Raw genomic sequence first — 22,687 nt, 5'->3', positions numbered from 1 at the left:
CGGGGGCCCCCCCCGCCGCCCCCTGGCCCGGGCCCGCCTTGCCCGGCCCGGCAGCGGCCCCCGGGGCCCAAAATGGGCCGCCCCGGGGTTTCGTACGGGCCAATTTCCGCGACGGGAGCGATGATCTCAGGCCGAGCCCAAGCCGGGCCGAAGCCGCGGCCGGCCGAGCTGGGGCCGGCCGCGGCGCAAGCGGACAGGTCAGGAAGGCTCCGCACGCTCCAGCTCGTGCGCGAGGGAGTCGAGCTCGGCGCCGCCGGCCATCATGCTCGTCAGCTCGGCGAGGGTGATCTCGCTCTTCGGGAAGTCGCCGAGGCTCGTGCCGCGGTTCAGCAGCAGGAAGCGGTCGCCGACCGGATAGGCGTGATGCGGGTTGTGCGTGATGAAGACCACCCCGAGCCCACGGTCCCGCGACCGGGCGATGTACTTCAGCACCACGCCCGACTGCTTCACGCCGAGCGCGGCGGTCGGCTCGTCGAGGATCAGCACCCGCGCCCCGAAGTACACGGCCCGCGCGATCGCGACGCACTGGCGCTCGCCGCCGGACAGCGTCCCGATCGGCTGGTCGACGTCGCGCAGGTCGATGCCCATGTTGAGGAGCTCGGTGTAGGTGATCTCCCGCATGCGCTTGACGTCCAGGCGGGCGAACGGGCCCTTCCCCCGGGTCAGCTCGCTGCCGAGGAAGAAGTTGCGCCAGACCGGCATCAGCGGGACGACCGCGAGGTCCTGGTAGACCGTCGCGATCCCCGCGTCCAGGGCAGCGCGCGGCGAGTCGAACACGACCGGCTCGCCGTCGATCAGCATCTGCCCCTCGGTCGGCTTGTGCACGCCGGCGAGGGTCTTGATGAAGGTCGACTTGCCCGCGCCGTTGTCGCCCAGCACGCAGGTGACGCTGCCCGCCGAGACCTGCGTGGAGATCCCGTACAAGGCGTTGACGGGGCCGTAGCTCTTGCCGATGCCCTTGACCTCGATGAGAGGAGCACTCATGATCGGCCTCCGCCCTTGAGTCGCACGTAGTGGTTCAGCAGCACCGCGAACAGCAGCATCACGCCGAGAACGGTGCGCAGCCAGTTGGTGTCCCACTGGGCGAACGTGATGCCCTGGAAGACCATGCCGTAGATCAGGGCGCCCAGCGCCGCGCCGATCGCGGAGCCGAACCCGCCGGTCATGAGGCAGCCGCCGACGACCGCGCAGATGATGTAGATGAACTCCTGCCCGACACCGGTGTTCGCCTGGACGGTCGACGTGCGGAACAGCGAGATCATGCCGACCAGCCACGCGGCGCCCGCCGTGGTCATGAACAGGCCGATCTTGGTCCGCATCACCGGGACACCCACCTGGCGGGCGGAGGTCACCTGGCCGCCGACCGCGAAGATCCAGTTCCCCGGGCGCGTGCGCAGCAGGACCCAGGTCGCGACGACCGTGACGAGGATCCACCAGAGCACCGAGACGTAGAACGTGCCGCCGCCGATCTGGGCCGAGGAGCCGAACAGCGGCTGGATCGTGTCGTACATCGGGACGTTGGTCATCCCCTGGATCGCGACCTGCCCGGTGATGAGCTTCGTCGCCGCCAGGTCGATGCCCGCGAGGATGAAGAACGTCCCGAGCGTGACGATGAAGCTCGGCAGCCCGGTCTTCATCACCATGTAGCCGTTCAGTGCGCCGATGAGCAGCGCGAGGCCGAGCGAGATCACCGCGGCGACCCAGATGTTCAGGCCCCACTGCGTCGTGAGCACGCCGACCACGAGGGCCGTGAAGCCCGTCATCACACCCGCGGAGAGGTCGAACTCGCCGCCGATCATCAGCATCGCCACGGCGACGGCCATGATCCCGAAGGTGGACGCCGACTCCAGCCAGACACCGGCGCCCGCCATGCTCATGAAGTCGCTGGTGTAGAAGGTGAAGAAGAGCATGACCGCGAGAGCGGCGACGAGGGCGCCGATCTCGGGCCGGGCCAGCAGCGAGCGCAACAGGTTGCGCTCGAGCCTCGGTCTGCTCGCGATCGTGACGATGTCGGTCGTCGTCATCAGCGTGTGCCGTTCTCCGCGAACGCTGCCACCGCGGCGGCGTTCTCCTTCGTCACGAAGGCGGGACCGGAGTAGACCGGCTGACCGCCGCCGATGATGTTGCCGTTGATCGAGTCGAGGTACAGCGCCGTGATCCCGAGGAACCCCTGCACGTACGGCTGCTGATCGACGGCGAAGAGGATCTTCCCGTCCTCGATCTGCGTGATGACGTCGCTGGACAGATCGAACGTCGCCACCCCCGCCTTGCTCCCGGACTCCGAGACCGCCCCGACCGCGTCGATGGCGTACTGGCCGCCGAGGGTGAGCACACCGTCGATCGAGGGGTCGGACTGCAGCTTGGCGCGAAGGGTGTTCTTGACCTCGGCGTCGTTGGTGCCGTCCACCTGGATGTTCTCCATCGTGCCGCTGAAGGCGCTCTTCGCCGAGGCGCAGCGCTCCTCGAGGCCGACGTTGCCCGCCTCGTGGATGACGCAGAGGACCTTCTTCACGCCCTCGGACGCGAGCCGCTCGCCGACGGCCTTGCCGGCGACGCTCTCGCTCTGGCCGATGTGGGTGATGGCCCCGAACTCCTGGGACCGCTCCATGCCTGAGTTGATCGTGACGACCGGGATGCCGGCCTTGATGGCCCGCTCGACGCTGTCCTTCAGGCCGTCCGGGTTCGCCATCGAGACGACGATGCCGTTGACCTTCTGCGCCACCGCGTTGTCGATGAGCTGGGACTGCTTGGCGGGGTCGGGGTCGCCGTTGTAGAGGACGCTGGAGTGGTAGTCGGCGCCCGCCTTCTCGGCGCCGGACTTGACCCGGTCCCAGAACGCGTCCCCCGGCGCGGAGTGGGTGATGACGGCGTAGCTGTATTCGGTCTCGCCTGAGGCCCCGCCACCGGATGCACCGGTCTGCGTCGGCTGACCGGTCCCGGAGCAGCCTGCCAGCGCGATAGCTGCGGCGGCCAGGCCGATCCCTGCGAGGAGTCGCTTCTTCATCGAGGTTCCCTTCGGATGCGGACCGTTCGACGTCGAGCGGACCGATGACGGCTGTGTCTGGGTCGATTCTGCGCGGATGACCAGACTTTGTCAAGACATATTATCCAATTGTCATTAGTGCATCGCCCCGGCGGGACAGGACCCGCCGGGGCGATGGGTCGGGAACGGGTCAGGAACCGCCGAGCAGCGGGCGCTGCGCGCGGATCTGGCCCTCGTACTCGGCGCGCGCGCGACGGGTCGACTCCTGCGCGGACACCGCCGCGACCGGGACGTCCCACCAGCCCTCGCCCTCCGGCGCATAGACGAGCGGGTCGGCGTTCACATGGATGAACGTCGCCCGGTCCGAGGCCTTCGCTGCACGAACCGCCGCGGAGAGCGACGAGACGGAGTCCGGCCCCGGCGGGATCTCGACGACGTCGATCCCGTAGCTGCGCGCGTTCATCGCGAGGTCGACCGGCAGCAGCCGCTCGCCCTGGAAGTTGCGGGCCAGCGGATCGTAGGCGCGGTACTTCGTGCCGAACCGCTGCGACCCGACGGTCTCGGACAGGTGCCCGATCGAGGCGAAGCCGTGGTTCTGCACGAGGACGACGATGATCTTGATGTCCTCCGCGACGGCCGTCGCGAGCTCGCTGGAGAGCATCAGGTACGACCCGTCGCCGACCATGACGATCACGTCGCGCTCATCGCCGAGGGCGGTGAGGCCCCGCTTGACGCCGAGCCCTCCGGCGATCTCGTACCCCATCGTCGAGAAGGCGTACTCGACGTGGTAGCCGAGGGGGTCGCGCACGCGCCAGAGCTTGTGCAGGTCGCCGGGGAGGGAGCCCGCCGCCTGGACGATGACGTCCTCCGGGGCGCTCGCGCCCTGTACGGCACCGATGATCTCGGGCTGCCCGGGGAGCTCTGCGCCGGTCGGCGCCAGCGCGGCATCGACCGCCGCGTCCCATTCGCCCTTCTCGCGCCCCATCCGGGCGGCGTGCTCCGCCGGCACCCGGTGCCCGGCGAGCCCCTCGCCGAGCCGGAGGAGGGTCTCGGCGGCGTCGGCCACGATCGGGACGCTGCTGCCGTGCTTGTACGCGTCGAAGGCCGCGACGTTCACGTTCACGAACGCGACGTCGGGGTCCTGGAACACGGTGCGGGACCCGGTGGTGAAGTCGCTGTACCGCGTGCCGATGCCGATCACGAGATCGGCGTCCGCCGCGATCCGGTTCGCCGCGGTCGTGCCGGTGGCCCCGACCCCGCCCAGGTACTGCGGGTGGTCCCACGGCAGGGAGCCGCCGCCCGCCTGGGTCGTCGCCACCGGGATGCCGGTGGCCTCCGCGAGCGCGCGCAGCGCGTCCTCGGCGCCGGAGTAGATCACACCACCGCCCGCGACGATCATCGGGCGCTCGGCGCCGCGGATGAGCTCGATGGCGCGGCTCAGCGCCCAGGCCTCCGGCAGCGGCCGACGGATCACCCAGTCACGTTCCCGGAGGAACTCGAGGGGGACGTCGAGCGGCTCGGCCTGGACGTCCTCGGGCAGGGCGATCGTCACCGCCCCGGTCTCGGCGGGGTCGGTGAGCACGCGCATCGCGGCGAGCGCGATCGAGAAGAGCTGCTCCGGCCGCTGCACCCGGTCGAAGAACCGCGACAGGGGCCGGAAGGCGTCGTTGACGGTGAGGCCGATGTCGTGCGGCTGCTCCAGCTGCTGCAGCACGGGGTCCGCCACGCGGGTCGCGAACGTGTCGCTGGGGAGGAGGAGCACGGGGAGCCGGTTGGTGGTCGCCAGCGCGGCGCCGGTGAGCATGTTGGTCGCGCCGGGGCCGACCGACGCGGTCGCGGCGAGCGTCGCCCTCCGCCGGTGGATGCGCGCGTACCCGACCGCCTGGTGCACCATCGCCTGCTCGTTGCGGGCCTGGTAGTACGGCATCACGTCTGGACGCTCCGCGTTGAGCTGCTGCAGGGCCTGCCCCACCCCCGCCACGTTGCCGTGGCCGAAGATGCCGAACATGCCGGGGATCGTGCGCTCCCTGATCCCTCCGTCGACCGTGTACTGGTTCGCGAGGAACTCGACGAGGGCCTGTCCCACCGTCATCCGCTTCGTGTCCGCCACGTCATGCCTCCTTGCCGTCGAAGGGCAGGCGGCCGTCGACCGGCTGCCCCGCCCAGGTCTCACGCACCCAGGCGTGATCCGGGTCGTCACTGATGAGCCATTCCCGCTCCGGGTCGGGGCCGGCCATCACGTTCAGGTAGTACAGGTCGTATCCGGGGGCTGCGACCGCGGGCCCGTGGTACCCGAAGGGCACGAGCGCGACGTCGCCGGTGCGGACCATCGCGTTCACGTCGATCGCGCCGGCCGGAGAGGAGTAGGTCGAGAAGAGGCCGAACGCCGCCTCCGCCGATCCGCGCCCCTGCTGCGCCGGCGCCGCCTCGAAGTAGTAGATCTCCTCAAGGCGCGACTCCTGCCCCGGGACGTGCTCGTCGTGCTTGTGCGGCGGATACGAGGACCAGTTCTCCGCCGGGGTGATGACCTCGCACACGATGAGCCGGGCGGCGTTCAGCGCCTGCGGCGTCCCGAAGTTATGCACCTGCCTGCTCGACGCTCCCGCTCCCCGCAGCTCGACGGGTGTGTCCGCGGCGGGGATCCGGACGGTCGGCAGCACGCGATCCGTCGGCGACGCGGCCACCGCGACCCGGCCCCGCCCGGTGAGCTCCGCGGTCGCGGAGGTGGAGAGGTAGAGCACGTCCGTCGGCCCGGAGAAGACGTCGGCGCGTCCGTCGAGGTCCACGACCTCCGTGCCCCCGTCTCCGCCCTCGTCGACGGTCACGCGGAAGGATCCGGACAGCGGGACGACGATCTTCTCGGTGCCCGGCTCCAGCGTCAGCGCGTCCCCCTCCGCGAGGGTCGCGACGCGCAGCCCGGTGTGCTGCCAGCCGTCGAGCTCGGCGTCGACGACCGTCTCCCAGTCCCCCCGTCCGAGCGATCCGCGGGGGTGGAACCAGCGCTGTGCCGACATCGGTGCCTCTCCGTCGCTCTGCGGGTCAGTCGTTCTGCGGGAAGCCGAGGTCGATGCCGCCGTGGACGGCCGGATCGAGCCAGCGGCTGGTGATCGCCTTCTCCCTGGTGAAGAAGTCGAAGCCGTGCGTGCCGTACGCCTTGGCGTCGCCGAACAGCGACGCCTTCCAGCCGCCGAACGAGTGGTAGGCGACCGGGACGGGGATCGGCACGTTGACACCGATCATGCCGACCTGCACGTCGTGCTGGAAGCGACGCGCCGCGCCGCCGTCCTGCGTGAAGATCGCGGTGCCGTTGCCGAACTGCCCGGAGTTGATCAGATCGACCCCCTCCTGGAAGGTCGCGATCCGCACGATCGAGAGCACCGGGCCGAAGATCTCCTCCGTGTACGCACGGGAGGTCGTGGGCACGGCGTCCAGGAGTGTCGGGCCGAAGAAGAAGCCGTCCTCGCGGCCCTCGACCGCGAACCCGCGACCGTCGACGACGACCGTGGCGCCGTCCGCCTCGGCGATGTCGACGTACCCCGAGACCCGGTCGCGGTGCTCGCGCGAGATGAGCGGCCCCATGTCGGGCTCGCCGTCCTCGCCTCCCGCGCCGTCCCCGATCCGCAGCGCCTCGATGCGCGAGACGATCCGGGCGATCAGCTCGTCGGCCACCGGCTCGACCGCCAGCACCACCGAGATCGCCATGCAGCGCTCCCCCGCCGCGCCGTAGCCGGCGTTGACCGCCTGGTCGGCAACCAGGTCCAGATCGGCGTCCGGGAGGACCAGCATGTGGTTCTTCGCGCCGCCGAGCGCCTGCACCCGCTTGCCCGTCCGCGCCGCGCCCTCGTAGATGTACTGCGCGATCGGGGTCGATCCGACGAAGGAGATCGCCTGCACGACCGGGCTCTCGATCAGGCCGTCCACGGCGAGCTTGTCCCCCTGGAGCACCGTGAAGACGCCGTCCGGGAGCCCTGCCTCCTGCCACAGCCGCGCGATCCAGAGCGCCGCGGACGGGTCCTTCTCGCTGGGCTTCAGGATCACCGCGTTGCCCGCGGCGATCGCGACGGGGAAGAACCACATCGGGACCATGGCGGGGAAGTTGAAGGGGCTGACGATCCCGACCACGCCGAGCGGCTGCTTGAGGGAGTACACGTCGATGCCCGTCGAGACGTTCTCGCTGTAGGCGCCCTTGGTGAGCGTCGGGAAGCCGCAGGCGAGCTCGACGACCTCCTGGCCGCGCAGGATCTCGCCCATCGCGTCGCCGAGGACCTTGCCGTGCTCGGCGGTGATGATGGCGGCCAGCTCCCCCTTCCGGGCGTTCAGGAGCTCACGGAAGGCGAACATCACCGTGAGGCGCTTCGCGATCGAGTAGCGGCTCCATGCCTCGAACCCGCGCTGGGCCGAGGCGATGGCCGCCTCGATGTCGCCCTGGTCGGCCAGGGCGACGGATGCCGTCCGCTGACCGGTCGCGGGGTTGTGGACCGGGGCGCTCCGCCCGTCGGAAGGCGCGTACACGGCGCCGTCGATCCAGTGGCCGATCACGGGGAGGTCGGTGCTCATCGTCTCTTCCTTCATGGTGCGGTTCAGGGCTTCGGGTTCCGGGGTCTCGGGGACGTTCTCAGGCGTGCACGAGGCGGGCGGCGGTGTCCACGGCGCCGGCGACGTCGCCGTCCGGCGGGTACAGGAGGGTGCGGCCCACGGTGAGCCCTCGCACGCCGGGCAGCGCCAGCGCGCCCTCCCAAGCGGCGAAGGTCTCCTCGGGATCGGCACCGGAGTCGCCGCCGAGGAGCAGGGTGGGCATGGTGGTCGCCGCCATCACGCGCTCCATGTCGGCGACGACGGGGAGCTTCATCCAGGTCTGCGCGCTGGACGCACCGAGCCCCTGCGCGATCGCGATCGAGAGGATCACGGCGTCGGCGGAGAGGTCGTTCACGATCCTGCCGTCGCGCCGCTCGGAGAGGAACGGCTCGAGCATGATCGGCAGATCCACCGCGGCCGCCTGGGTGACGGCGTCGGCGGTCGCCTCTAGGGTCGCCGCCGTGCCGGGGTCGTTGAGGTCGATCCGCACCAGCGCCTTCGCGAAGTCGATCCCGCCGGAGGCCATGGTCGGCACGTCGTAGCCGGTGTAGCGGTCGTCCATCTCGAACACCGCGCCCCTCAGGCCGCCGCGGTTCATGGAGCCGACGACGAGCTTGTCCTCGAGCAGCCCGAGGGCCGCGAGGTCGTCGATGATGTCCGGAGTGCCGAGCACCCCGTCCACTCCGGGGTTCGAGAGGGCGATGGCGAGGCGGTCCAGGAGCGCGTACCGATCGGCCATCGCCGTCGGGTTCCCGCCGACGGCGAGCGCCCCGCGCGCGGGGTGGTCGGCGGCGACGATGAAGAGGCGACCGTCGCCGCGGAGGATCTCGCGCCGGCTCCGCGCCCTCAGCGCCCGGTCGATCGCAGCGGGGTCGGATGCGCGCAGGTCGCGCAGCCGATCGAAGTCCGAGTCCGTGAGCACGTCAGGCCACCTTTCCCGTGGTTCCCGTGAGGAGCTGCTCGACCTCGGCGCTCGTCGGCATCGCGGTGGAGCACTCGAGCCGCCCGGCGACGATCGCGCCGGCGACGTTCGCGAAGCGCAGGATCCGCTCCAGGCCCCAGCCCGAGAGCAGGCCGTGGCACAGCGCTCCGCCGAAGGCGTCACCGGCACCCAGCCCGTTGACGACGTCCACCGGATGCGGCGGCACCTCCACGCGCTCATCCCTGGTCTTCGCGAGCACGCCGCGAGGGCCCTGCTTCACGATGGCGAGCTCGACGCCGCGTTCGAGGAGGGCGTCGGCGGCGCGCTCCGGTTCGGTCTCGCCGACGGCGACCTCGCACTCCTCCCGGTTGCCGACCGCGATCGTCACGTGGTCCAGCGCCGTCGCCACCTGCGCCGTGGCCTCCGCCGGGGACGACCAGAACATCGGCCGGTAGTCGAGGTCCAGCACCGTGTGGCGTCGCCGTCCGCGGACGCGCAGCGCCTCGGCGTGCGCCGCCCTGCTCGGCTCGGCGGAGAGGCCGGTGACGGTGACCCAGAAGACGCCGGCGCCCTCGATCGAGGCGATCGGCAGATCCTCCGGCCCGACGTTGAGGTCCGGGGCCTTGGGCTCGCGATAGAAGTAGAGGGGAAAGTCGTCGGGCGGGAAGATCTCACAGAAGGTGATCGGTGTCTTCAGTCCCGGATCGGTCCCCACCGCCGACGGATCGACGCCGAGGCGATCGAGCTCCGCGAGGAGATACCGGCCGAAGGGGTCGTCGCCGACGCGCGAGACGAGACCAGTGCGACGACCGTGGCGGGCGGCGGCGACGGCGACGTTCGCGGCGCTTCCGCCGAGGAACTTGCCGAAGGTCTCGGCGCGGTCGAGCCCGACGCCGCTCTGCAGCGGATAGAGGTCGACGCCAAGACGACCGAACGTGAGTACCTCGGGACTGCTGGTCATGTGATCCTGCTCCATCGTCGACATCCGCCTCATCGCGGTGCTCCGTGCGCGAACGTCATCGCGACCTTTGTCCTTACATATGATCATTACCCGGGGTATGCTGTCAAGACCGCGACGACGCACGTCGCATCGCGAGGGAGCGAGAGGACGTCGATGGGCGAGCACAGCACGGTGGGCGTCGGCCTGATCTCAGTCGGCTGGATGGGGCGCCTGCACTCGCGGGCCTATCTCGCCGCAGCGCAGCACTATCCGGACCTGCCGACGCGCGCGCGGCTGATCGTCGCCGCCGACCCGGACGAGAGGGGCCGCGAGCACGCCGTCGACGCCCTCGGATATCGCGAGGCGGTCGCCGACTACCGTGACGTGCTGGCCCATCCGGAGGTCGACGTCGTGTCGATCTGCTCACCGAACTTCCTCCACCACGAGATCGCTCTCGCCGCGATCGCGGCGGGGAAGCCGTTCTGGATCGAGAAGCCGATGGGCCGCTCCGCCGAGGAGTCCGGGGCGATCGCCCGCGCCGCCGAGGCCGCGGGCCTGGTCACCGCGGTCGGGTTCAACTACCGCCACGCCCCGGCGGTCGCCAAGGCAAGGGAGCTGGTCCGCTCCGGCGCGCTCGGGACCGTCACCAACGTCCGGGTCTCGCTGCTCGCCGACTACTCCGCCGACCCCGCGGGAGCCCTCACGTGGCGCTTCCAGCGCGAGCGCGCAGGCTCCGGCGTGCTCGGCGACCTCCTCTCGCACGGCGCCGACCTCGCGCAGTTCGTGATCGGACGCATCTCCTCCCTCACCGGCCTGACCGAGACGTTCATCGCCGAGCGCCCGCTTCCGAGCGGCGGGGCGGCGAGCCACTTCAGCCGCGGCGAGGAGGGAGCGCCCACCGGCCCGGTGGAGAACGAGGACTACGCCTCCGCGCTGGTGCGCTTCGCATCGGGCGCCGTGGGGACGCTCGAGTCGAGCCGCGTCGCGATCGGCCCCCGCGCCGAGTACGGCCTGGAGGTCTACGGCACGAAGGGATCGCTGCGCTGGGACTTCCAGCGCCTGAACGAGCTGCAGCTCGCCGACTCCCCCGCCGGCTATCGCACCGTCATGGCCGGCCCCGACTTCCCCGGCTTCTCCGCCTTCCAGCCCGGAGCCGGGACCGGGATGGGCTTCGACGACCTGAAGACCATCGAGGCCGCGCTGTTCCTGCGCTCGGTCGCCGAGGACCGTCAGCTCGCCCCGTCCGCGGCGGACGCCTGGTCGGCGGCCGAGATCGTCGACGCCGTGCAGGCGTCCGCCGCATCCGGCGCCTGGATCGACGTGCCGGCGGTCTCGGGCGCGCTCACGGCCGACGCCTGACCCGGAGGGGACGAGAGACGGCGGGGAGGCGGATTCGATCCGCCTCCCCGCCGTCTCGGCATCCGGGCTCGATCCGGGCTCAGCCCAGCGACACCGGCACGATCATGCGCTCGGCCGCCGAGCGCTGCGCGGCGTCCGCGAGGATGAGGGCGGCACGGCCGTCCTCATACGTCGCGGCGGCCGACGGCTCGCCCCGGACGAGGCCGACGAAGTCCGCGAGCTCGTCCGCATAGGCCCGGGCGTAGCGCTCCAGGAAGAAGTCCTGGTACGGCGGCTTCGCCTCGACCGCGGCCGACGTCGAGACGCTCACCAGGCTCGTGGGGGCGTTCGCCACCTGCAGTGTCCCGCCGGGGCCGAAGGCCTCGATCCGCTGGTCGTAGCCGCTGGCGCTGTGCCGGGAGTTGATGATCGTCACGATCGCGCCCGACGCCGCACGCAGCGTGATCACGGCGGTGTCATAGTCCCCCGCCGCGCGTGCGCCCTCGTCGAACAGCGCCGAGCCCGTGGCCTGGACCTCGACGACGTCCGGGAGGAAGAAGCGCGCCATGTCGAAGTCGTGGATGGTCATGTCGCGGAAGATCCCGCCCGACACCGCGACGTAGGCGGCGGGCGCCGGCGCGGGGTCGCGGCTGATGATCGTGAGCTGTTCGAGCGCGCCGATCTCCCCGGCCCGCACCCGGGCGCGCACCTCGCGGAACGCCGGGTCGAAGCGCCGGTTGAAGCCCAGGGCGACGGGGACGCCGGCAGCGGCGACCTTCGGCCGCAGCGCGTCCACCCGGGCGATGTCGAGGTCGATCGGCTTCTCGCAGAGCACGGCGACCCCGGCATCGACGGCCCGCTCGATCAGGTCGACGTGCGTCGCCGTCGGTGAGGCGATGAGCACCGCGTCCAGGTCGCCGGCTGCGAGCAGCTCCTCGGCGGAGTCCGTGGCGATCCCCCCGTAGGTCCCCGCGACCTCCCTCGCGCCGTCGACGAGCGGATCCGCGATGCGGGCGAGGACCGAGTCCGGGTTCGCGGCGATGCTGCCGGCGTGCAGGCGGCCGATGCGGCCGGTGCCGATCAGGCCGAAGCGGAGGGGCGCGGGCATGGTGGTGTTCCTCTCTTCGCCCTCAGACCCAGCGGGCGAGGGCGTCGCGGTTCGTGCGCTGGTCGGCTGCACGCTGCGCCCGGAAGGCGTCGAGCGCGAGCCCTGGTCCGTTCAGGACGTCCTGCTCGACGACCACCCAGCCGTCGAAGCCGTGCGTGGCCACCGCCTCCATGACGCCGGTCAGATCGACGTCGCCCTCCCCGAACGCGACGAACGCGCCGCCGGACCAGACCTCGGGCATGCCGCCGCCGGCGGCCAGGACGCGGCGGAGCGCGGCGAGGTCCACGTCCTTCAGGTGGAGGTGGTTGATGCGGTCGCCCCAGCGGCGCACCGCGTCGACGGGGTCGCCGCCGGCGATGAACAGGTGGCCGGTGTCGAGGGTGAGGCCGAGATCCACGTCGGCGAGGAATCGATCGATCTCCGCGGGGTCCTCCACGAACGTCCCGGCGTGGTGATGGAAGGTCGGCTCGAAGCCCGCCTCCCGCACGATCGTCGCCGCGCGATCGGCGTTGCGGACGAGGCGTCCCCACGCCTCGTCCGCAAGCGGGTCGACCTCGGCGCCCCGCCCCGGGGCGGCTCGGCGCGCGATGGAGCCGTCATCGGCCAGGGTCGGCTTCGGCAGCAGCGACGGTCCGGACTCGCTCGCGGCCTGGAAGGACGCGAGCGTCCGGCGGAGCGCCGGGATCGCGGCCTCGAAGGCGTCATCGTCGCTGAACGGCAGCTGGATCCATCCCCCGGCGAGCTCCAGCCCGAACCTGTCCAGCCGCCGCCGCAGCGACGTCCCGGTGCCGAGGAACCCCTCCGGCCCCAGGTCGACACCGCGATACCCCGTCTCGGCGAGGGTCTCGAGCATGGCGTCGGGGCTGATCGTCTCCTGCCCCTCGGGGGTCAGCTCGAAGACTCCGAAGCTGACCGGCGCACCGGCGATCGTTCCCTGCATCCCTCGTACCTTCCTTGCCACGACGGTCATATGTCCGAACAATAACACATAGACCCGGCCTGCCTCTTCCGTCGGATCCGCGGCGCGGTCCGCCCGATCTCCCGGTTGCCCTCGGGTGGGACACCTCGCGGCGTCGCGTGTTGGTGTCGCCCCGGGCGCTTCCCGTAGGGCACTGGCCGGGTAGTGACTCCCCTGGTGCGTTGCACGTCTTCATCGATGGCCTCAGGGTCCGGGCGGACGGGTCACTCGGAACAGCGAAAGGGCTCGGCTTCAGTGATGAGCCCGACCGGTGGGACGACACCGTCGTGCAGCACACCGACGCACTTCCCGATTGGGCTGCCCCGTACATGGAGGCTGCTCGCGCCTGGGAGGCCGGTCGTGGCAACCCGAGGCCTCCCCGGCTGAGCTCCTCTGATCACAGCGTGAAGGCACGAGCCGCTAACTCTCCCGTGGCCTGCTCCGACTACACGGTAGAGAATCCTCGAAAAAGGACGTTGACGATGGGCAAGGCTCCAGAACCGGGCGGCCGGGTAGAGACAGAGAAGGATCGGGACATGGTCAGCATCAAGCACCCGAATGTGTCCCTGCTGCTCGGCGTCACGTACATGGCAGCTGGCGTCCTGATACTGGTCGCCGGCGTCAACAGCGCGTTCACGACCCCATGGCCGAAAGGGGCGCTGTACCTGATCCTCGTGCTTACCAGCTGGTGGGCATTCAAGGAAGGGCTGCAGAAGACGCGGACCGTGTTTCGCCACAGGACTCGTCCCCGCACGTAACTCGATCCCTCATCCTCGCAAAGCAGATATACGGGCCTGGAGCGGTGCCGGGTCAGGACAACGAGTCCCCGAGACGAGATCTCCGTGAGGAGACTCGCTCGGGGACACGCTACGTCTTGCAACGGGGCTTTAGATCGTGCCGGGGTTGTCCTCGACCCAGACACCGCAGGTAATCGTCCGACCAAGGATCGCGACGGTGCCGCTCATGTATGCCGACTCTGATACCTGATAGCCCGGCAGGTTCGCTCCAGTGACAGTGTTGCTGTAGCTGTCGCTGTTCACTCCTCCGAAGTCGTAGTTCGACCCATTGGACCAGCCCTCCCAGTAGACATTCAGCGAGCGGCCGATCATGATTCCTTCGCTTGAATACAGCGAATAGCTCACTCGGATCTGGTCGAACCATCTATCGACATAGATGTAGGTCGTGCCGCATCCGAAGTTGGAGGACCCCTTCGTCTGGATTGCGCCGGGGGCGTCGAGGACGCCACACATGTTGATGTTCTCGCTGATCGCCTTCTGGCGGTCCGCTTCGGTGAGCTCTGAGCAGTTCCACGTCATCGGGACCGCGATCACGTCGGATGACGCCTCGGCGACCGGGGCTGGGGCCGGTGATGGTGCGCCCGTGGGTGCGGCGTTCGCGGTCGCGGGGGCGATCAATGTCGCAATGCCGACTACCGCCGCAAGCAGGAGGTGTTTCGAGTACGCATAAGTGTCGAATCCCTTTCCTATTAGCAATTAAGTGCGCAAGGAAAATGGCTACCACTTGAATTAGCGTATCCCCCCGCATTCATTGTTGACGATACCGTACATATGCGGGAGGTCAAGAGGAGATTTGATTTACCTGAGAACCCGCCGCAGCCACCCGTCGATCAGGGAATCCCGTCCTCCGGCCGCGAAGCTCATCCGACCAGATGCGGGTGCATCTGCCGCAACGACCACGACGACAAGCGTCTCGTGGTCGACGAACTCGACTGCGAGACGGCCATCCTCGAGCCGACGGAAGACCTGTATGTCCAGCTTGTCTCCGACGCGCAACTGCGCGACCTGGTCGCTCGGCGTCCCTTGATCGGCCGCGTGCAGTCGGCTCCGGAGCTTCTCGGCCTCGTTCGTAGGAGCGCAAGCGATCGTCACGGTCGGCGCGTTCGACGTCGACGACTCAGGCCAACCACCCGACCAGGTATACGAGACCTCGCCGGGTTTGATGGGAAAGTCCACGAACGCAACATCCCACTTCGGGTCTTCGAGGAGATATGTTCGTGCATCCGCCTCGCGCATTCCCTTGAGAATCCGGTCAATCATCGGGGCTGAGCTTCCTCCGGCGCTGGACATGTTCCCAAGTTAGGCTTACCCGGCGAACCTGTCTACTTCTCTAAGCGGAGGTAGGCGCGAGCGTTCGTTGGTTGTGCGAGTGCTGTTCCTCGGCGTCAGCCCGGTCAGTTCGGCGCAGGGCCTCCTCAACGGGCTGGTTGCGGCCGGATTCCTGGCCGAGCGCCAAAGGCGCCGTTCTCTCGGCCTCGCGCCGGCCGCGCTGGCCACTTGCTCTCGGGGCGGACGCCGCCCTGGATCGACCAGCGGGAACTGGACCGCCTCGGTCGCGTCGCCCGCACCCCGCTCATCCTCGCGGCGCGTATCGGGAGCGAGGCGATTATCGATAAAAGCAGCGGGAGGGGGCGGAACTTTCGTGTTGCAGGTCCTCAAGGACCGTGAGGCTACAGTCGCATTTCCGCAAGCGTCTATTTCGCTGCGGAGTAGAGTATCGGACAACGCACCCAACGTATCTAATAGCTAGTCGTGGACAAGGCGTGTGGATTGACTCTCGAAGATTTACACTAGCCTGATTCTCCTGTCACACATGAGGCGAGACCGGGTCGGAGGGTGATCTTCTGGGGACGAACGCACGGTACGCGCTGCTCGCGGCCGTGAAACGCGGGCCGCTCCAGACGCTCAGCTCCGACCAGCTGCGCCTCCATGCCCGCGTCGTGTCCATCGCCCCCGAACGGCCGATCCTCTGGGGGCTCGCCTGGCTGCGATTCGGTGACGCAGACGTGCGCTGCACCGTCCGCGTGAAGAGATGGACAACCGACGCCGTCACCGTCGAGCTCGAACGCGAGGCGGGGAAGTTCGCCAACCGCGACGAGATGGCCGAGGTCCTCGTCGAATGGCTCGAATCCGGAGAAAGTAATATCGTCGTGACATATGTGAACAGGCGACGAGGAGACCACGGTGGCACGAGAAGAGACGCACTGGCCCGACGAGCTCTTCGCCGACCTCGACCGCACCGGCCCCGTGCCGCTGTACTACCAGGTGTCCAGCCGCCTGGAGAAGGCGATCCGTGACGGCGTGATCCCGTCCGGGGCGCGGCTGGAGAACGAGATCTCCATCAGCGAGCGCCTCGGGCTCTCCCGCCCGACCATCCGTCGCGCGATCCAGGAGCTCGTCGACCAGGGGCTGCTCGTCCGCCGTCGCGGCATCGGCACCCAGGTCGTCCAGGGCCAGGTCACCCGTCAGGTGGAGCTCACGAGCCTGTACGAGGACCTCGTCAGCACGCACCACCGGCCGAGCACCAGGGTGCTCGTGCACGAGACGGTCCCCGCGACCTCACTCGTGGCCGAGCAGCTGGGCGTCGTCGAGGGGTCCGACGTCGTCTACGTCCGCCGCCAGCGCAGCACCGACGGCATCCCCGTCGCGGTGCTGGAGAACTACCTGCCGCCGGAGTTCGCCGACATCACGACCGCGCAGCTGGAGGCCCAGGGCCTCTACCAGGTGCTGCGGAGCCGCGGGGTCGCCATCCGCATCGCGAAGCAGCGCATCGGCGCGCGCCGCGCGCACGGCGACGAGGCCGAGCTGCTCGACATCGACAAGACCGGCCCCGTCCTGACGATGGAGCGCACCGCCTTCGACAACGGCGGACGCGCAGTGGAGTTCGGCAACCACTGCTATCGCCCCGACCTGTACAGCTTCGAGACCACCCTCGTCGCGAAGTAGCCGGCGGGCTGGGTTCCGGTTCCGGTTCCGTCGGATCATTCCATCCTGGTCGGACGATATTCAGCAGAACGTCCGACGCCGTTGCATTCGTCCGACGGACTCATTCGACGAACCGCGCTACGGTGCTGGGATGACCCCTCTCGACGCGGCGGAGGGCCAACAGCGCCCCCGCGACCTCGACCAGACCCTCCCCGAGGACCAGGGCCACGCCATCGACCGGGACCAGGATCAGGACCAAAGCCAGGACCAGAACCGGGACCAGACTCAGAACCGGGGCAGCGATCCCGCCCTGATCGAGGGCTTCTGGGAGAGGGCCAGGGCGGCCGTCCCGACGCTGCCCGCCGACCTCCCCGAGGTCTGGGCCTTCGGAGCGACCCGCGCGCAGGCCGACGACCTGCTCGCGCTGGTGCTCGACGGCACGAAGACCGGCACCGCCTCCTCGCTGTGGGATCTGGAGGCGGCCGGCGAAAGGCTCCCCGAGCCCGGCGATCCCAGCATCGTCCTCGACGGGGAAGGACTCCCCCGGGCCGTGATCATCACGACCGCGGTGCGAGTCACGCCGTTCGGTGCTGTGGACGAGGAGCACGCCCGAGCCGAGGGCGAAGGGGACCTGACGCTGCGCGCGTGGCGCGAGATCCACGAGCGCTTCTGGCGCACCCATGCCGAGAGCGAGCGCGGCTTCGCCCCGGACATGCCGGTGGTCTGCGAGCGGTTCGTGCTCGCCTACGCGGAGCCCGCGGCCGAAGAGCGCTGATCCGGTGCGGCGGGCGCAGCCGGCACGGATGCCGGAGGCGCCCCGCCGGGGCCCGGGCCATGCTCGTCACCGCTCGATCCGTCACCCGGATAGACGCGGGGCAGGAGCAGGGGGACGACCAGTCCGTGCAACAAGACGCTCCCCACGACGGTGACCAGCATCAGGGTGATCACGACGTTCCCGTCGTCCTCCGGAAGCTGGTTGTAGGCGAGCAGGCCGAACACGATCGATGCCGTGCCTCGCGGTCCGATCACACCGATCGCGAGCCGGTCCTTGGGTGCGATTCCGCTCCCCATCAGGGAGAGATACACCGGGACGATGCGCAGGACCGTCAGGGCCAGGAGGCCGAAGAGGACGAGCGGCCAGGTGACCGTGCCGTTGACCAGGGCCGCCGTCGCGACCCCTCCGAGGACGAACCAGACGAACTGCGCCGTGAAGGAGCTGACCTCCTCGGCGAGCAGGAGCTCCTCGTGCGGGATCACGCGCTCCTCGCTCGCGCCCTTTCCGCCGAGACGCGCGAGCCGGTAGGCGATCCCGGCGACGAACGCGGCGACGAAGCCGTTCGCCGACACGACGGGCAGCGTCGCGAGCGCGTAAGCGATGAGCGGCACGGCGAGCATCGCGATCCGGATGCCGTCGGCCCCCGCGAGCCCCCGGGCCCTGGCGACGCGCGCGGACCAGCCGGCGAGCATGCCCAGGACCACGCCGATGGCGATGGCGTAGACGGTCGCGGGAACGGCCTGCGTGATGGCGGGGAGCGCGCGGTCGAAGGCGCGGAAGAGGTCCTCGATCACGGGGTCGCCGACCGCATCGCCCTCACGGGCGGCGTGCGGGACCATCTCGATGCTGACGGCGACGGCCACCGTGAACAGCGGGGAGACGAGACCGTCGTTGTATCCGCTCTCCACGTTGAGAATCTGTCGCATCCTCGACGGCAGGTTCCGTGCACGGAGGATCTGCGCCGCCGGGGCGAAGTCCGTCGGCATGACGACGCACGCCATGACGATCAGGACGAAGATCGTCGTGAAGTCGGCGAGGTAGACGCCGGCGATCACCGTGAGCAGGAGGGACAGCGGAAGCGCGATCAGGATCAGCCGGAGGATCACCCGGCCCGCGTTCCCGAAGAGGCTGCCGCGGACCTCGGTCGCATCGACGAACAGCAGGAGCGCGAGGATGATCTCCACGATCGGCTCGGTCGTCCGGGCGTCGATGGTGTTCAGGAAGTCCGCGGGGTCCGGGATGACCGCGACGGCGCCGAGCACCAGGAGCCCGACGGGGCCCGCCACCCCCCACCGCTGGAACCGCCGTGAGACGAGGGACCACAGGAGCACGGCGAAGAGCCCGATCAGCACGACATGCGGCACCGTGCGCTCCTTCCACGACGGACGGGCCGCCCCCGCGGCCTCCACGGATACGATAGCGCCGCCGCACCGACGTCCCCGCCGCCTGCGGCTCCTGCCCCGCGCGCAACCCTGCCGTTCGTGCCGTTTGCGCCCCTGGCGCGACCCGCATCACGGCCCCAGCCCCGAGCACGCCGCGACGGGCCTGGCGCCGAGCTACAGCCAGTTCCGCTTCTTGAACACCAGGTAGAGGGCGCCGCCCATCGCGAGCATCAGGCAGATCGCCATCGGATAGCCGAACAGCCAATGCAGCTCGGGCATCTCGTCGAAGTTCATCCCGTAGATGCCCGCGACGATGGTCGGCGCGAACAGGATCGCCGCCCAGCTGGAGATCTTCTTGACCTCCTCGCCCTGACGGATGCTCTCATGGGTCATCCGCCGCATCTCCTCGTTCTGGCGGCGAGCGACGATCGTCGACTCCACCGTGAGGGCGCTGTCCAGCACCGTGCGGAACGTGGCGGCGGTGCCGGAGACCTTGAGCGTGTGATCGAGCACGTCGCGCAGGTAGCGCTGCAGCTCCAGCTCCACCTGGTACTTCTCCGACCCCCGCAGCAGCGACTCCAGCATGTCGCTCAGCGGCTGGGTGGCGCGCTGGAAGTCCACGACCTCCCGGGAGAGCGCGTAGATGCGCTGGGTGACGTCGGACTCGTCGATGAAGAGCTGGGCCTCGATCTCGTCGATGTCGTTCTCGAGCCCCGCGAGCACCGGGGAGTACTCGTCCACGACCTCGTCGAGGATCGCGTACAGCACCGCCTCGGGACCCAGCGCGAGGAGCCCGGGATCGGCCTCGAGCCGCTCGCGCACCCGCTTCAGGCTGGGGGTCTCGGCGTGCCGGATCGTGACGACGAAGTTCGCGCCGATGAAGACGTGGAGCTCGCCGAACTCCACCTCCTCGACGTCGTCCAGGTAGCGGGCTGGCCGCAGCACCAGGAACAGGGTGTCGCCGTATCGTTCGAGCTTCGCCCGCTGATGCCCGGTGAGGGCGTCCTCGACGGCCAGCTCGTGGAGCCCGAACTCGGCCGCGACCTGCCGGATCTCCTCTTCGCTGGGGCGGTACAGCCCGATCCACCCCAGCCCTCCGCGCTCGTGCATCAGCTCGAACGTCTCGGTGAGGGACCCGGGATTCTCGGTGCGGACACCGTCCACGTAGATGCCGTTGTCGACGATGGCCATGATGCTCCTCGAGGTCTGTCGGGTCAGCCCGCCCCTTCCACGGGAGGGAGGGGGCAGATCGCGCCTGCGGCGACCTGGTCACGATACTGCTCCGCGGTGAACGGCAAAGCGAACTCCGGTGCCGTCTTGCCCTCGGCGGCAGGAGCCTTGGACGCGATCGCCGCGAGTTCCCAGGCGAGATAGGCCGCCGGCTCCGATCCGGTGGTCGATCCGTTGAGCACCACGGCCACGGTGAAACCCGTAGCGGGGTCGGAATAGGCCGCGGTCAGGTACCCGGGCGCCCAGCCGTGCTGACCGATCATCGAGCCGACGAGGAAGGCACCGCCGGTGGTCTGGTACCAGGACGGGGCGCCCTCGTAGACGGGAAGCGGAGTGCCCCAGCGATTCGGCTTCTTCTCCAGGCGGAGCGCCTGGACGGCGTCCGCCTGCACGTAGCGCCCCAGGTCCTCGATCGTGGAGACCACCCCGGAATCGGTGAAGCCGATGCTGGACGAGCTCACGGTGATGTCCTGCGGCGCTGCGCAGTCGTATCCCGCCGCCCCCGCGGGGAGGTAGGAGCCCTTCAGCACCGGGCCCTCCGCCGGCGGTGCCGGCGCAGGGCCGGGCAGGCGGGTGTGGGAGAGGCCGAGCGGGTCGGCGACGTAGGTGGCGATGAGGCTCTCGGCCGTCTGGTCCGTCGCACGCTCCAGCGCCTTGCCGAGCAGGAGGTAGGCGGAGTCCGAGTCACGATATGCGACATGCGGCGCGGTACGCGGGCGCTCGATGCCGAAGCTCGCGAGCTCCTTCGGGTTCCATTCCCGCTTGGGGTTCGTTAGATAGCCGGGACGCGTGGTGGTCTTCGACGCGCCGATCCCGGACGTTCCGTTGCAGAGGTCAAGCAGCGTGATGTCGGCGAGGTCGGGAACGCCCGAGACGTAGGTCGTGACCGGGTCGTTCAGCTTGACGATCCCGCGGTCCGAGAGGGCGTAGAGGACGTCGCAGGTCATCATGCGCGTGACGTCGCCGGCACGGAAGGCCATGTCCGCCGTCACCGGGGTCTCATCGCCCGCGGCCACCGTGCCGAGCCCGGTGACCCATGACCCGCCCCACGGCGCCCAGACGCCCACGATCGCCCCTGAGGAGCCGGTCGCCGCCATCGCCTGCGTCACCGCGCTCTGGAGCTGGGCCTGCATGTCCTCCGGAAGCGCGCCCTCGACCTGGGTCGGAGGCGTGTACGCCGGCGTGGCCACGGTGTTGGAGCATCCGCTGAGCAGGAGTGCGATCGCGATCGCTCCCGCCACCGCGGCTCGCGCGCGATGCGATGACTTAACGTGCAAATCGACCCCCTGGACGTCTCAGACGAGTCTAAACGGCGGGAACCCGCCATCCCATCATCCTCAGGGATGATCTCGCGGTATAGGCGCTGCGGTGGAGGACTCGCTGAGGGACGGGGGGAGAACTGCTACGAGCTTCCCCGTAGCCGTCGGCTTGCGGGGCCGACGTAGAGTGAATGCCATGCCGAACCCCTTCTCCGACGACGTCGTCACGGCCGTCCTCCGTCACATGAACGGGGACCACATCGATGACAATCTCCTGATCGCTCGCGCCTTCGGCGTGCCCGAGGCCGTCTCAGCCGTGATGACGGGGTTCGACGGCGACGGCGGGATCTGGCAGGTCTCCCGTCCCGGTCAGGACGCCGAGGAGCTCCGCGTCGCATGGCCCGGCGGCCCGATCGATGAGCGCCCCGCCGTCCGCCGCGAGGTCGTCGCCCTCTACGACGCCGCGTGCGAGGCTCTCGGCGTGACCCCGCGCCCGCACGCCTGAGTGCGCCTCGGACCTCAGGCACCTCGGGCCTCAGGGCGCGCGGATCGGCGTGCCGCAGGACCCGGGGATCCGCGCACCGCAGGACCCGCGGATGAGCGCGCCGCAGGACCCGCGGATGAGCGCGCCGCGCGCGGATTCGTCTGGGCGCCCGCACGCAGAACGCTTTGAATCAGCCGATTCGGCTCGCATTCGAAGTTAGGTCACCCTTACACTGGGCGCATGGCTGACGTCCTCTCCTTCTCCGCGGCACTCCGCGAGCGCTCGTCCGGTTCGCACTCGCGCAGCGAGCACGCGGGATTCATGGCGGACCTCCTCAAGGGCGAGGGATCCCGTGAGGACTACGTCTCGCTCGTCGCCCAGCACTACTTCATCTACGAGGCCCTCGAGTCGGCGGGCGAGCGGATGCGCAACGACCCGATCGCCGAGGTGTTCCTCAGCGACAAGCTCACGCGGCTGCCCGCGCTCGAAGCCGATCTGGAGTTCCTCGTCGGCGCGGACTGGCGCGAGACGATCGCACCACTCACCACCACGCGCCGCTACGTCGAGCGGATCCGCCAGGTCGGGGCGACCTGGCCCGGCGGGTTCGTGGCCCACCACTACACGCGCTACCTCGGCGACCTCTCCGGCGGTCTCTTCATCGGTCGGGTGATGCAGCGCCGCTTCGGCTTCGAGACGAACGGCGTCGGCTTCTACCTGTTCGACGACATCGCCGACCCCAAGGCCTTCAAGGACGTCTATCGCGAGCAGCTCGACGCCGCCCCCTGGGATGAGCGCGAGCGCGAGCGCGTCATCGACGAGGTGCTGCTCGCCTACCGCTTCAACACGGAGCTGTTCGAGGAGCTCGACCAGGCCCGCCGCGCCGCCTGATCCTGCCCCCCTGGTCGTCGCGGGGTGGGAGTCGTGGGCGCCCTGCGTCGTTACGTCGCGTCGTCGTGGCGTCGCGTTTCTACCCCGCCGTGGCAGAACCTGTGGGTTCAGCGCCCACTCAAC

Annotated in this window: 21 protein-coding genes; 6 read left to right on the top strand and 15 right to left on the bottom strand. The window is 69.7% G+C overall.

Annotated elements, in window-relative coordinates; all coding sequences use genetic code 11:
• Positions 1–198 precede the first annotated feature (198 nt).
• The 8 genes from J2Y69_RS17420 to iolC all read right to left on the bottom strand — a co-directional run bounded on the left by J2Y69_RS17420 (position 199) and on the right by iolC (position 9,441).
• Complete coding sequence (locus tag J2Y69_RS17420; RefSeq protein ID WP_310023123.1) at positions 199–984, bottom strand: ATP-binding cassette domain-containing protein; 786 nt, start codon at positions 982–984, stop codon at positions 199–201.
• Entirely contained in the window at positions 981–2,024 is a 1,044-nt protein-coding gene (locus tag J2Y69_RS17415; protein WP_310023121.1) for an ABC transporter permease, read from the bottom strand. Before J2Y69_RS17415 ends, J2Y69_RS17420 begins: the two co-directional genes overlap by 4 nt.
• Positions 2,024–3,004, bottom strand: a complete 981-nt coding sequence (locus J2Y69_RS17410; RefSeq protein ID WP_310023119.1) for a sugar ABC transporter substrate-binding protein — start codon at positions 3,002–3,004, stop codon at positions 2,024–2,026. Before J2Y69_RS17410 ends, J2Y69_RS17415 begins: the two co-directional genes overlap by 1 nt.
• 169 nt (positions 3,005–3,173) lie before the next feature.
• Positions 3,174–5,075, bottom strand: a complete 1,902-nt coding sequence (gene iolD, locus J2Y69_RS17405) for a 3D-(3,5/4)-trihydroxycyclohexane-1,2-dione acylhydrolase (decyclizing) (RefSeq protein ID WP_310023138.1) — start codon at positions 5,073–5,075, stop codon at positions 3,174–3,176.
• 19 nt (positions 5,076–5,094) lie between these two features.
• Positions 5,095–5,997 carry a 5-deoxy-glucuronate isomerase gene (iolB, locus tag J2Y69_RS17400; protein ID WP_310023117.1) on the bottom strand — a complete coding sequence of 301 codons (903 nt, stop codon included), beginning with the start codon at positions 5,995–5,997 and terminating at the stop codon, positions 5,095–5,097.
• A gap of 25 nt (positions 5,998–6,022) precedes the next feature.
• Positions 6,023–7,540: a CoA-acylating methylmalonate-semialdehyde dehydrogenase gene (locus tag J2Y69_RS17395; protein WP_310023116.1), complete on the bottom strand. Its 1,518-nt coding sequence runs from the start codon at positions 7,538–7,540 to the stop codon at positions 6,023–6,025.
• Between the two features lie 58 nt (positions 7,541–7,598).
• Positions 7,599–8,480 (bottom strand): class I fructose-bisphosphate aldolase, encoded by an 882-nt coding sequence (locus tag J2Y69_RS17390; protein ID WP_310023114.1) that lies wholly within the window; start codon positions 8,478–8,480, stop codon positions 7,599–7,601.
• A 1-nt stretch (position 8,481) separates the two neighbouring features.
• Entirely contained in the window at positions 8,482–9,441 is a 960-nt protein-coding gene (gene iolC, locus J2Y69_RS17385) for a 5-dehydro-2-deoxygluconokinase (protein WP_310023112.1), read from the bottom strand.
• Between the two features lie 153 nt (positions 9,442–9,594).
• On the opposite strand from iolC, the gene J2Y69_RS17380 reads away from it, so the two are divergent.
• On the top strand, positions 9,595–10,779 hold the full coding sequence (locus J2Y69_RS17380) for a Gfo/Idh/MocA family protein (RefSeq protein WP_310023110.1): 1,185 nt from the start codon (positions 9,595–9,597) through the stop codon (positions 10,777–10,779).
• A 79-nt stretch (positions 10,780–10,858) separates the two neighbouring features.
• Here J2Y69_RS17380 and iolG read toward each other — a convergent pair whose 3' ends face one another.
• A complete protein-coding gene (iolG, locus tag J2Y69_RS17375) occupies positions 10,859–11,866 on the bottom strand; it encodes an inositol 2-dehydrogenase (RefSeq protein WP_310023108.1) in 1,008 nt (335 codons plus the stop codon).
• Between the two features lie 22 nt (positions 11,867–11,888).
• On the bottom strand, positions 11,889–12,806 hold the full coding sequence (locus J2Y69_RS17370; RefSeq protein ID WP_310023106.1) for a sugar phosphate isomerase/epimerase family protein: 918 nt from the start codon (positions 12,804–12,806) through the stop codon (positions 11,889–11,891).
• A gap of 554 nt (positions 12,807–13,360) precedes the next feature.
• On the opposite strand from J2Y69_RS17370, the gene J2Y69_RS17365 reads away from it, so the two are divergent.
• Positions 13,361–13,582: a hypothetical protein gene (locus tag J2Y69_RS17365; protein WP_310023104.1), complete on the top strand. Its 222-nt coding sequence runs from the start codon at positions 13,361–13,363 to the stop codon at positions 13,580–13,582.
• 129 nt (positions 13,583–13,711) lie between these two features.
• Here the strand turns inward: J2Y69_RS17365 and J2Y69_RS17360 are convergent, their stop codons facing one another.
• Both J2Y69_RS17360 and J2Y69_RS17355 read right to left on the bottom strand, forming a co-directional pair.
• Positions 13,712–14,155 (bottom strand): hypothetical protein, encoded by a 444-nt coding sequence (locus tag J2Y69_RS17360; protein ID WP_310023102.1) that lies wholly within the window; start codon positions 14,153–14,155, stop codon positions 13,712–13,714.
• Positions 14,156–14,419: 264 nt separating this feature from the next.
• Complete coding sequence (locus J2Y69_RS17355) at positions 14,420–14,911, bottom strand: hypothetical protein (protein ID WP_310023100.1); 492 nt, start codon at positions 14,909–14,911, stop codon at positions 14,420–14,422.
• A gap of 894 nt (positions 14,912–15,805) precedes the next feature.
• Between J2Y69_RS17355 and J2Y69_RS17350 the strand changes: the two genes are divergently transcribed.
• The gene (locus tag J2Y69_RS17350; RefSeq protein WP_310023098.1) at positions 15,806–16,567 is read left to right on the top strand and encodes a GntR family transcriptional regulator; all 762 of its coding nucleotides are present in this window, start codon (positions 15,806–15,808) and stop codon (positions 16,565–16,567) included.
• Between the two features lie 130 nt (positions 16,568–16,697).
• Positions 16,698–17,321 (top strand): ASCH domain-containing protein, encoded by a 624-nt coding sequence (locus tag J2Y69_RS17345; RefSeq protein WP_310023096.1) that lies wholly within the window; start codon positions 16,698–16,700, stop codon positions 17,319–17,321.
• Here J2Y69_RS17345 and J2Y69_RS17340 read toward each other — a convergent pair.
• The 3 genes from J2Y69_RS17340 to J2Y69_RS17330 form a co-directional block, all read right to left on the bottom strand.
• Entirely contained in the window at positions 17,291–18,685 is a 1,395-nt protein-coding gene (locus J2Y69_RS17340; RefSeq protein WP_310023095.1) for a cation:proton antiporter domain-containing protein, read from the bottom strand. The two genes, J2Y69_RS17345 and J2Y69_RS17340, sit on opposite strands and share 31 nt — an antisense overlap.
• A gap of 192 nt (positions 18,686–18,877) precedes the next feature.
• On the bottom strand, positions 18,878–19,894 hold the full coding sequence (locus J2Y69_RS17335) for a magnesium and cobalt transport protein CorA (protein WP_310023093.1): 1,017 nt from the start codon (positions 19,892–19,894) through the stop codon (positions 18,878–18,880).
• Between the two features lie 23 nt (positions 19,895–19,917).
• Positions 19,918–21,210: a serine hydrolase domain-containing protein gene (locus tag J2Y69_RS17330; RefSeq protein WP_310023091.1), complete on the bottom strand. Its 1,293-nt coding sequence runs from the start codon at positions 21,208–21,210 to the stop codon at positions 19,918–19,920.
• A 178-nt stretch (positions 21,211–21,388) separates the two neighbouring features.
• On the opposite strand from J2Y69_RS17330, the gene J2Y69_RS17325 reads away from it, so the two are divergent.
• Complete coding sequence (locus tag J2Y69_RS17325; RefSeq protein WP_310023090.1) at positions 21,389–21,697, top strand: DUF2470 domain-containing protein; 309 nt, start codon at positions 21,389–21,391, stop codon at positions 21,695–21,697.
• Between the two features lie 219 nt (positions 21,698–21,916).
• A complete protein-coding gene (locus J2Y69_RS17320) occupies positions 21,917–22,564 on the top strand; it encodes a biliverdin-producing heme oxygenase (RefSeq protein ID WP_310023088.1) in 648 nt (215 codons plus the stop codon).
• Positions 22,565–22,687: the final 123 nt, after the last annotated feature.

Source organism: Microbacterium resistens (assembly GCF_031456305.1).
Taxonomy (GTDB): domain Bacteria; phylum Actinomycetota; class Actinomycetes; order Actinomycetales; family Microbacteriaceae; genus Microbacterium; species Microbacterium resistens_A.
This window is presented reverse-complemented; position numbering and strand designations above follow the sequence as displayed.

Bases quoted from the DNA above. Each gene is read 5' to 3' on its own strand.
- J2Y69_RS17370 (WP_310023106.1), bottom strand. From the start codon at position 12,806: ATGCAGGGAACGATCGCCGGTGCGCCGGTCAGCTTCGGAGTCTTCGAG.
- iolC (WP_310023112.1), bottom strand. From the start codon at position 9,441: ATGACCAGCAGTCCCGAGGTACTCACGTTCGGTCGTCTTGGCGTCGAC.
- J2Y69_RS17380 (WP_310023110.1), top strand. From the start codon at position 9,595: ATGGGCGAGCACAGCACGGTGGGCGTCGGCCTGATCTCAGTCGGCTGG.
- J2Y69_RS17320 (WP_310023088.1), top strand. From the start codon at position 21,917: ATGGCTGACGTCCTCTCCTTCTCCGCGGCACTCCGCGAGCGCTCGTCC.
- J2Y69_RS17420 (WP_310023123.1), bottom strand. From the start codon at position 984: ATGAGTGCTCCTCTCATCGAGGTCAAGGGCATCGGCAAGAGCTACGGC.
- iolG (WP_310023108.1), bottom strand. From the start codon at position 11,866: ATGCCCGCGCCCCTCCGCTTCGGCCTGATCGGCACCGGCCGCATCGGC.
- iolD (WP_310023138.1), bottom strand. From the start codon at position 5,075: ATGACGGTGGGACAGGCCCTCGTCGAGTTCCTCGCGAACCAGTACACG.
- iolB (WP_310023117.1), bottom strand. From the start codon at position 5,997: ATGTCGGCACAGCGCTGGTTCCACCCCCGCGGATCGCTCGGACGGGGG.
- J2Y69_RS17355 (WP_310023100.1), bottom strand. From the start codon at position 14,911: ATGTCCAGCGCCGGAGGAAGCTCAGCCCCGATGATTGACCGGATTCTC.
- J2Y69_RS17365 (WP_310023104.1), top strand. From the start codon at position 13,361: ATGGTCAGCATCAAGCACCCGAATGTGTCCCTGCTGCTCGGCGTCACG.
- J2Y69_RS17395 (WP_310023116.1), bottom strand. From the start codon at position 7,540: ATGAGCACCGACCTCCCCGTGATCGGCCACTGGATCGACGGCGCCGTG.
- J2Y69_RS17415 (WP_310023121.1), bottom strand. From the start codon at position 2,024: ATGACGACGACCGACATCGTCACGATCGCGAGCAGACCGAGGCTCGAG.
- J2Y69_RS17335 (WP_310023093.1), bottom strand. From the start codon at position 19,894: ATGGCCATCGTCGACAACGGCATCTACGTGGACGGTGTCCGCACCGAG.
- J2Y69_RS17410 (WP_310023119.1), bottom strand. From the start codon at position 3,004: ATGAAGAAGCGACTCCTCGCAGGGATCGGCCTGGCCGCCGCAGCTATC.
- J2Y69_RS17325 (WP_310023090.1), top strand. From the start codon at position 21,389: ATGCCGAACCCCTTCTCCGACGACGTCGTCACGGCCGTCCTCCGTCAC.
- J2Y69_RS17345 (WP_310023096.1), top strand. From the start codon at position 16,698: ATGACCCCTCTCGACGCGGCGGAGGGCCAACAGCGCCCCCGCGACCTC.